Origin of the sequence: Pseudomonas sp. (assembly GCF_030690725.1) — a bacterium.
Lineage (GTDB): Bacteria > Pseudomonadota > Gammaproteobacteria > Pseudomonadales > Pseudomonadaceae > Aquipseudomonas.
Window position 1 is genome coordinate 27,000 of the sequence record NZ_JAUYGD010000063.1, and the last position, 7,884, is coordinate 34,883.

General features: G+C 61.7%; 9 protein-coding genes. 5 read left to right on the forward strand and 4 right to left on the reverse strand.

Annotation, left to right across the window (positions count from 1 at the left end; genetic code table 11):
* Positions 1-209: 209 nt before the first annotated feature.
* The 4 genes from Q8O69_RS15295 to Q8O69_RS15310 all read right to left on the reverse strand — a co-directional run bounded on the left by Q8O69_RS15295 (position 210) and on the right by Q8O69_RS15310 (position 2,530).
* Positions 210-482: an HU family DNA-binding protein gene (locus tag Q8O69_RS15295; protein ID WP_090250753.1), complete on the reverse strand. Its 273-nt coding sequence runs from the start codon at positions 480-482 to the stop codon at positions 210-212.
* 186 nt (positions 483-668) lie between these two features.
* On the reverse strand, positions 669-1,817 hold the full coding sequence (locus Q8O69_RS15300; RefSeq protein WP_305593125.1) for an NAD(P)/FAD-dependent oxidoreductase: 1,149 nt from the start codon (positions 1,815-1,817) through the stop codon (positions 669-671).
* 63 nt (positions 1,818-1,880) lie between these two features.
* Positions 1,881-2,048: a rubredoxin gene (locus Q8O69_RS15305; RefSeq protein WP_305593126.1), complete on the reverse strand. Its 168-nt coding sequence runs from the start codon at positions 2,046-2,048 to the stop codon at positions 1,881-1,883.
* Between the two features lie 314 nt (positions 2,049-2,362).
* On the reverse strand, positions 2,363-2,530 hold the full coding sequence (locus tag Q8O69_RS15310; protein ID WP_090240746.1) for a rubredoxin: 168 nt from the start codon (positions 2,528-2,530) through the stop codon (positions 2,363-2,365).
* 215 nt (positions 2,531-2,745) lie between these two features.
* Between Q8O69_RS15310 and Q8O69_RS15315 the strand changes: the two genes are divergently transcribed.
* The 5 genes from Q8O69_RS15315 to Q8O69_RS15335 all read left to right on the forward strand — a co-directional run bounded on the left by Q8O69_RS15315 (position 2,746) and on the right by Q8O69_RS15335 (position 7,872).
* Complete coding sequence (locus tag Q8O69_RS15315; protein WP_305593127.1) at positions 2,746-3,300, forward strand: chorismate lyase; 555 nt, start codon at positions 2,746-2,748, stop codon at positions 3,298-3,300.
* A gap of 111 nt (positions 3,301-3,411) precedes the next feature.
* Entirely contained in the window at positions 3,412-4,305 is an 894-nt protein-coding gene (ubiA, locus tag Q8O69_RS15320) for a 4-hydroxybenzoate octaprenyltransferase (protein ID WP_305593128.1), read from the forward strand.
* Between the two features lie 91 nt (positions 4,306-4,396).
* Complete coding sequence (gene phoB / locus Q8O69_RS15325; RefSeq protein WP_160013767.1) at positions 4,397-5,086, forward strand: phosphate regulon transcriptional regulator PhoB; 690 nt, start codon at positions 4,397-4,399, stop codon at positions 5,084-5,086.
* A gap of 68 nt (positions 5,087-5,154) precedes the next feature.
* Positions 5,155-6,462 (forward strand): phosphate regulon sensor histidine kinase PhoR, encoded by a 1,308-nt coding sequence (gene phoR / locus Q8O69_RS15330; RefSeq protein ID WP_275960191.1) that lies wholly within the window; start codon positions 5,155-5,157, stop codon positions 6,460-6,462.
* A gap of 69 nt (positions 6,463-6,531) precedes the next feature.
* Positions 6,532-7,872, forward strand: coding sequence for a hemolysin family protein (locus Q8O69_RS15335; RefSeq protein WP_305593129.1), 1,341 nt, complete (start codon positions 6,532-6,534; stop codon positions 7,870-7,872).
* The last annotated feature ends 12 nt before the right edge of the window (positions 7,873-7,884 follow it).

Here is a 7,884-nt window from a genome sequence, read left to right on the forward strand (position 1 = left end):
AAACACCGCGCTTTTTTCACGAGCACGGAAGCCTATAGACAGGCTAAATGGGCGTCAATAATGAAACGCTACTGCTTCAATGCGATCACTTTTTCTTTTGAGTATTTAATGAAACACCGTTTCGATAATTTCACTTACCTCGGATAGCGCAAAGCCCCGAATTACGGGGCTTTGCAGAACTTATCCACAGAAAATGAAACGCTCTGTGTTTAATTTACAGCATCTTTCAGGGACTTGCCCGGTTTGAAGGCGACGGTGTTGCTGGCCTTGATCTTTACCGGCTCGCCGGTTTGCGGGTTTTTACCGGTGCGAGCACCGCGATGGCGTTGCACGAAAGTACCGAAGCCCACCAGAGTGACGCTGTCCTTGCGGTTCAGTGCGTTGGTGATTTCTTCGAGTACCGCGTTAAGTACACGGTTTGCCTGATCTTTAGTCAGATCCGCCTTATCGGCGATAGCGGCGGCGAGTTCCGGTTTACGCATAAATGCCTCTTTACGGTTTTTTGTTGTTGTGTCCGGGCTGCTCTGCGCGAGCAGATACCAAGGCGCCGCAACAGCTCTAGGCTGCGGCAGACTGAGGGAGGATGGCATGCCATTGGGCCCTGCGCCAGTCTTGTCCGACAGTTAAACCAGGCAATTTTGTGGCATATCCGACAGAACGTCCGCCATTCAGGCCAAAAGCGCAGGCAGCAGCTTATTCAGGGCCAATTTATCCTGCACGGCCGTACCGGTGAGGGCATAACCGAGCAGCGCGCCACTGCTGTCATGGCACAGCGCCTTGATATCGGCGCCGCTGCCCTCCACGCTCCACTCGCCTTGCAGACCGCGTGGTGGCGGCGAGACCACCAGCGGACAGACCGGGGTTTTTACCGTGACCGGCATCGGCCCGTAGCTCACCGCCGTCGGCGTGCCAGCCAGGGTTTGCGCCAGGGCGCGCGCGCTGGTCATCAGCGGCATAACGTAGAGCAGGTTGATCCCATCAACCTCGGCGCAGTCACCCAGGGCATAGATATTGGCGTGAGAGGTGCGCAGCTGGCGGTCGACCACCACGCCGCGATTGACCGCCAGCCCGGCAGCAGCAGCCAGTTCAATACGCGGACGCAGCCCCACGGCTGAGAGCACCAAATCGCACTCGATCAGCGTGCCGTCGGACAGATGCGCCTGCAGTGCATCACCCTGGTGATTGAGGCTGGCCAGCACCGGACCGAGGTGAAAACGCGCACCGAGCCCTTCCAGGCCGGCTTGAACTGCGGCGGCGGCAGCCGGATGCAGCAAGCCTGGCATCACCTGTTCGCAGGGTGCGACCAGCTCGACCTGATAGCCACCCAGGCTCAGGTCGTTGGCAAACTCACAACCGATCAGCCCGGCGCCCAGCAGCAGGACGCGCTGCTTGCCGGCAGCAGCCGTGCGAAAGCGTGCGTAGTCTTCCAGGTCATTGATCGAGAAGATCGCATCATCGGCATCACCTTCGACCGGCACACGAATCACCTCGGCGCCCCAGGCCAGTACCAGGTCGCGATAGGGCACAGCTTCTTCGCCGATCCACAGCTGCTTGTGGCCCGCATCGATGCCGCTGATGCGGGTATGGGTGCGTACTTCCGCCTTGAGCTGCTCGGCCATGGCGCCCGGCTCGGCCATGCTCAGGCCATCGGCGTCCTTGTTCTTGGCAAAGCCGGTGGACAGCATCGGCTTGGAATAGGAGCGACCGTCGTCGGCGGTGATCAGTAGCAGCGGGGTTTCACTGTCCAGCTTGCGAAACTCACGGGCCAGGTTGTAGCCGGCCAGGCCGGTACCGACGATGACGACAGGTGCACTCATGCTGCATTCCTCACACAGGCCGCGCATTGCTGCGGCCGTAATAGATTTCAGGGCTGGCGCGGCTCAGGTGATTTCGATCATCTCGAAATCCAGCTTGCCGACGCCGCAATCGGGGCACAGCCAATCGGCGGGGATATCTTCCCAGGCTGTGCCAGGGGCGATGCCTTCCTCGGGCAGGCCGAGGGCTTCGTCATAGATAAAACCGCACACCACACACTGCCACTTACGCATAACCACCTCGGCGCTTATTCAGCTCGTTCGGGGTGTTAAGTATGGGCATTTACTAAATAAAACGGCGACCCAGTGATCGCCGTAGAAAGCTTGCAGAATAAGCTCAAAGGCTCGCGAGCTAGAGCCATGCAAGGCGCTACGTAGTAACAGCCTCCGGCTGGTCAAACGGCGAGTAAGCGGAGTGTACTTTTGTACATGAGCATTACTCGTTTCACTCGCCCTTCGGGCCGCGCTGAAGCGCGTTAGCCGCAAGCGGCTTGCTGAGTCTGTTTTTAACGCAGCAGCGCCGACGTGCAGCAGATCGGAGACGGTTATTAGCCGATTTCGATCATTTCGAAATCAAGCTTACCCACGCCACAGTCAGGGCACAGCCAGTCTTCCGGGACATCCTGCCAGAGCGTGCCGGCGGCGATGCCTTCATCAGGCCAGCCTTGGCTCTCGTCGTAAATCAGTCCACAGACCACACATTGCCACTTCTTCATAACTACCTCAGGCGGATCACACGGCTATTGCGCCGGGGAAACTACCGTATATGTGCAGGTGCGCCAAGCCGCAGGGCGATGAATAGCCCGTCATCGAGACCAACCAAAGTCGGGTTCTGCTAGGCGTAGCGGCCAATCGCCGCGGCCGGAGCCACCTGTCTGGCCGCAAGGGCCATGTTAGACTCGCGCGCCTCTGCTTACGGTGAAACCTGCTCGTGCCCCACGCCGCCCTCGCCCATCCGCCGCGCTGGCTGACTGCCAGCCAACTGCACCCTGCGCCCACTGCCGCGGTGCGTGACTGGCTATTCAATGAGGATTCGCTGACGCGGCGGCTGACCGCCCTGTCGGCCGATGGCTTCAGCGTCACTCCGCTGCATGAAGGCTGGCAGCGTCTGCGCAGTGATGAATGCAGCGCACTGGGCGTGGTCAACGGCAGCCAGGGCTGGGTGCGCGAGGTGTACCTGCGCGGCCACGGCCAGCCCTGGGTATTCGCCCGCAGCGTGGCAGCGCGCAGCGCACTGGAAGGCTCCGGCCTGGCGCTGGATCAGCTGGGCAGCCGCTCGCTCGGGGAATTGCTGTTCAGTGACCGCGCCTTTGACCGTGGCGAACTGCAGGTATGCCGCTACCCGGCGCAGTGGCTGCCAGCAGAAGCCTGTAACGAGCGCCTGTGGGCACGCCGCTCGTGTTTTAGCCGCGGCGCGCTGGGGGTGCTGGTGGCCGAGGTGTTCTTACCCGAATTCTGGCAGGCCGCCGAGCTCGACACGCCGTAGGGTGGATGTCGTTTTTACATCCACCTTGCAGCCACCCTGGTGGATCGATAAAGCGTGATCCACCCTACGCCCTCCGTATAATCAGCCGCACCTCGCATGGAGACGCGCTCGATGTATACCCGCCTGCTGCACTCACTCAACCGCCTGCACCCGCGCGCCTGGGACTTTATCCAGCTGATGCGCCTGGACAAGCCCATCGGCATCTACCTGCTGCTGTGGCCAACGCTGTGGGCCTTGTGGGTAGCGGCCGAGGGCGTGCCGAGCGGGAAAAACCTGTTTATCTTCGTGGTCGGCGTATTTTTGATGCGCGCCGCCGGCTGCGTGATCAACGATTACGCCGACCGCAACTTCGACGGCCACGTCAGCCGCACCAAAGCCCGCCCGCTGGCCAGCGGCAAGATCCAACCACGCGAGGCGCTGATCCTGTTCGCCGTGCTGGTGGCGCTGAGCTTTGTGCTGGTGCTGTTTACCAACGCCACCACCATCTGGCTGTCGTTCGGCGGCCTGGCGCTGGCCGCCTGCTACCCCTTTATGAAGCGCTACACCTTCTACCCACAGGTGGTGCTCGGCGCGGCGTTTTCCTGGGGCATGCCGATGGCCTTTACCGCCGAAACCGGCAATCTGCCGCCGGAAGCCTGGCTGCTGTATATCGCCAACCTGCTCTGGACCGTGGCCTACGACACTTACTACGCCATGGCCGACCGCGATGACGACCTGAAGATCGGCGTGCGCTCCACCGCCATTCTGTTTGGCGATGCCGACCGCCTGATTATCGTCATCCTCCAGGGCCTGGCGCTGCTCTGCCTGCTGCTAGCGGCCGCGCGTTTCGAGCTAGGTCTGTACTTCCACCTCGGCTTGCTGGCCGCCGCCGGCTGCTTTGCCTGGGAGTACCACAAGACCCGCAACCGCAAGCCGATGGCCTGCTTCAATGCCTTTCTGCACAACCACTGGGCGGGCTTGGCGATCTTTATCGGCCTGGTACTGGACTACGCTCTGCGCGGCTAGAAAGAAGCTTTGCCGCGCGCCTGTCATATCGCTGCAATAATTCCGTTATCTAATGCAGCCCATTACAGCGAGATGACCCGAGGCTTGACCCATGGTTGGCAAGAACATCCTGATCGTCGATGACGAAGCACCGATCCGTGAAATGATCGCCGTGGCCCTGGAAATGGCCGGCTACGAGTGCCTGGAAGCGGAGAATACCCAGCAGGCGCACGCCATCATCGTCGACCGCAAACCCGATCTGATCCTGCTCGACTGGATGCTCCCCGGCACCAGCGGCATCGAACTGGCGCGACGCCTCAAGCGCGATGAGCTGACCGGCGACATCCCGATCATCATGCTCACCGCCAAGGGCGAAGAGGACAACAAGATCCAGGGCCTGGAAGTCGGCGCCGACGACTACATCACCAAGCCGTTCTCGCCGCGCGAACTGGTCGCCCGCCTCAAGGCCGTGCTGCGCCGCGCCGGCCCGACCGACAGCGAAGGGCCAATCGAAGTCGGCGGCCTGCTGCTCGACCCAATCAGCCACCGCGTGACCATCGACGGCAAACCGGCCGAGATGGGCCCCACCGAATACCGCCTGCTGCAGTTCTTTATGACTCACCAGGAACGCGCCTACACCCGTGGCCAGTTGCTGGATCAGGTCTGGGGCGGCAACGTGTATGTCGAAGAGCGTACCGTCGACGTGCATATCCGCCGCCTGCGCAAAGCCCTTGGCGAGGTTTACGAAAACCTGGTGCAAACCGTGCGTGGCACCGGCTATCGTTTTTCCACCAAGAGCTAAGACGGTTAGGATGGCCTGCAGGCCCACCATGGGTCTGCATAAAGGATTGATTGGCGGATGAGTTTGAATTGAATCAAGACTGGCGCGGCCCCCTGATACGTCGCTTGTTGCTGCTGGTCGGTGTCTGCCTGCTGCTCGGGCTGATCACCGGCGAATACGCCTGGACCCTACTCCTCGGCCTGGCCGGCTACCTCGGCTGGCACTTGCAACAACTGCTGCGTCTGCACAAATGGCTGCGCACCCGCCAGGGTGACGAAGCGCCGCCCGATGGCTACGGCCTGTGGGGCGAAGTATTCGACAGCATCTATCACCTGCAGCGCCGCGACCAGAAAGTCCGTGGCCGCCTGCAGGCCGTGATCGACCGCGTGCAGGAGTCCACCGCCGCGCTGAAAGATGCGGTGATCATGCTCGACCGCGACGGCAACCTGGAATGGTGGAATATCGCCGCCGAAAAACTCCTGGGCCTGAAAACCCCGCAGGACAGCGGCCAGCAGATCACCAACCTGGTGCGCGACCCGCGCTTTATCGAATATTTCGAGAACCATAATTACAACGAGCCGCTGGAACTGCCCTCACCGATCAGCGACCGCCTGCGCCTGCAATTTCATATCACCCAGTACGGCAACCGTGAGCACCTGATGCTGGTGCGCGACATCACCCGCCTGTATCAGCTGGAGCAGATGCGCAAGGACTTCGTCGCCAACGTCTCCCACGAGCTGCGCACCCCGCTGACGGTGATCGCCGGCTACCTGGAAACCCTGCTGGATAACGTCGAGGACGTTAACCCACGCTGGCTGCGTGCTCTGCAGCAAATGCAGCAGCAAGGCGGGCGCATGCAGAACCTGCTGAATGACCTGCTCTTGCTAGCCAAGCTGGAGGCCACCGACTACCCCTCGGACAACCAGCCGGTGGCCGTCGATCTGCTGCTGCTGAGCATCAAGAACGATGCCCAGGCGCTGTCCGGCGAGCGTCATCACCGCATCAGCCTGGAAGCCGACCCGCACCTCAAGCTCAAGGGCAGCGAAACCGAACTGCGTAGCGCCTTCTCCAATCTGGTGTTCAATGCGGTGAAATACACCCCGGACGAAGGCGAGATTCATGTGCGCTGGTGGGGCGATGAGCAGGGCGCGCACCTCAGCGTGCAGGACAGCGGCCTGGGCATTGAGGCCAAGCACCTGCCGCGCCTGACCGAGCGCTTCTACCGGGTCGACTCCAGCCGCGCCAGCAACACCGGCGGCACTGGCCTGGGCCTGGCCATCGTCAAACATGTGCTGCTGCGCCACCGCGCGCGACTGGATATCGTCAGCAAGCTGGGCAAGGGCAGCACCTTCACCTGCCACTTCCCCGCGCTGCAGGTAGTACGGCGCGGCCAGTAACCGCGCTCTACTTGCAAAGCCGGCTATCAGCCCCCACCCTTTAGCGGTCATTCACTACCCGAACCCTTTATGGACCCCTCCACGAGTTACGTCGCCAGCAACTATTTCGCCGATTTCGGCCTCGTTCTATTCGCTCTGTTTCTGGTGCTGCTCAACGGCTTCTTCGTTGCCGCCGAGTTCGCCATCGTCAAACTGCGCGCCACCAAGGTCGATGCCCTGGCGGAAAAAAATGGCTGGCGCGGGCATATCCTGCGCACCGTACACAACCAGCTCGACGCCTACCTCTCGGCCTGTCAGCTGGGTATCACCCTGGCCTCCCTCGGCCTCGGCTGGGTCGGCGAACCGGCCTTTGCCCACCTGCTGGAACCACTGCTGGCGGGTATCGGCATCGAATCGCCGAAGCTGATACATGGCATCGCCTTCTTTACCGCGTTCTTTATCATTTCCTACCTGCATATCGTGGTCGGCGAGCTGGCCCCCAAGTCCTGGGCCATCCGCAAACCCGAGCTGCTGTCGCTGTGGACGGCCGCGCCGCTGTACATGTTCTACTGGGCCATGTACCCGGCGATCTTCCTGCTCAACGCCAGCGCCAACGCCATTCTGCGCGTGGCCGGCCAGGGCGAGCCGGGGCCGCACCATGAGCACCACTACAGCCGCGACGAACTCAAGCTGATCCTCCACTCCAGCCGCGCCAGCGATCCCAGCGACCAGGACATGCGCGTACTGGCCTCGGCGGTAGAGCTTGGCGAGCTGGAAGTGGTGGACTGGGCCAACTCCCGCGAGGACCTGGTGGCCCTGCCGCTGACAGCCGCACTGGATGAAGTGTTCAGCGTGTTCCGCCGGCACAAGTACAGCCGCTACCCGATCTACGACGACACCAGCGGCGAGTACGTCGGCGTACTGCATATCAAGGACCTGCTGCTGCACCTCTCGCTGCTGGAGATGCTGCCCTCAGCGCTTAAACTGGCCGAACTGATGCACCCGATTGAGCGCGTCGGCCGGCATATGCCGCTGTCCACCCTGCTGGAACAGTTCCGCATCGGCGGCTCGCACTTCGCCCTGGTCGAAGAGGCCGACGGCAAGGTGATTGGCTACCTGACCATGGAAGACGTGCTCGAAGCCCTGGTCGGCGATATCCAAGACGAACACCACAAGACCGAGCGCGGCATCCTCGCCTACCAGCCGGGCAAACTGCTGGTACGCGGCGACACGCCGTTGTTCAAGGTCGAGCGCCTGCTGGGGGTCAACCTCGACCATGTCGAGGCCGAAACCCTGGCCGGGCTGATCTACGAAACCCTCAAGCGCATGCCCGAGGAAGAGGAAGTGCTGGAAGTCAGCGGCCTGCGCATCATCGTCAAGAAGATGAAGGGGCCGAAGGTCCTCCTGGCCAAGGTACTCAAGCTGGATTAAAGCGGCTCAGGC

What these genes read in the sequence shown, in the direction of transcription:
- Q8O69_RS15295 (WP_090250753.1), bottom strand. Translation starts at nt 482, where the DNA reads ATGCGTAAACCGGAACTCGCCGCCGCTATCGCCGATAAGGCGGATCTG.
- Q8O69_RS15300 (WP_305593125.1), bottom strand. Translation starts at nt 1,817, where the DNA reads ATGAGTGCACCTGTCGTCATCGTCGGTACCGGCCTGGCCGGCTACAAC.
- Q8O69_RS15305 (WP_305593126.1), bottom strand. Translation starts at nt 2,048, where the DNA reads ATGCGTAAGTGGCAGTGTGTGGTGTGCGGTTTTATCTATGACGAAGCC.
- Q8O69_RS15310 (WP_090240746.1), bottom strand. Translation starts at nt 2,530, where the DNA reads ATGAAGAAGTGGCAATGTGTGGTCTGTGGACTGATTTACGACGAGAGC.
- ubiA (WP_305593128.1), top strand. Translation starts at nt 3,412, where the DNA reads ATGTATACCCGCCTGCTGCACTCACTCAACCGCCTGCACCCGCGCGCC.
- phoB (WP_160013767.1), top strand. Translation starts at nt 4,397, where the DNA reads ATGGTTGGCAAGAACATCCTGATCGTCGATGACGAAGCACCGATCCGT.
- Q8O69_RS15335 (WP_305593129.1), top strand. Translation starts at nt 6,532, where the DNA reads ATGGACCCCTCCACGAGTTACGTCGCCAGCAACTATTTCGCCGATTTC.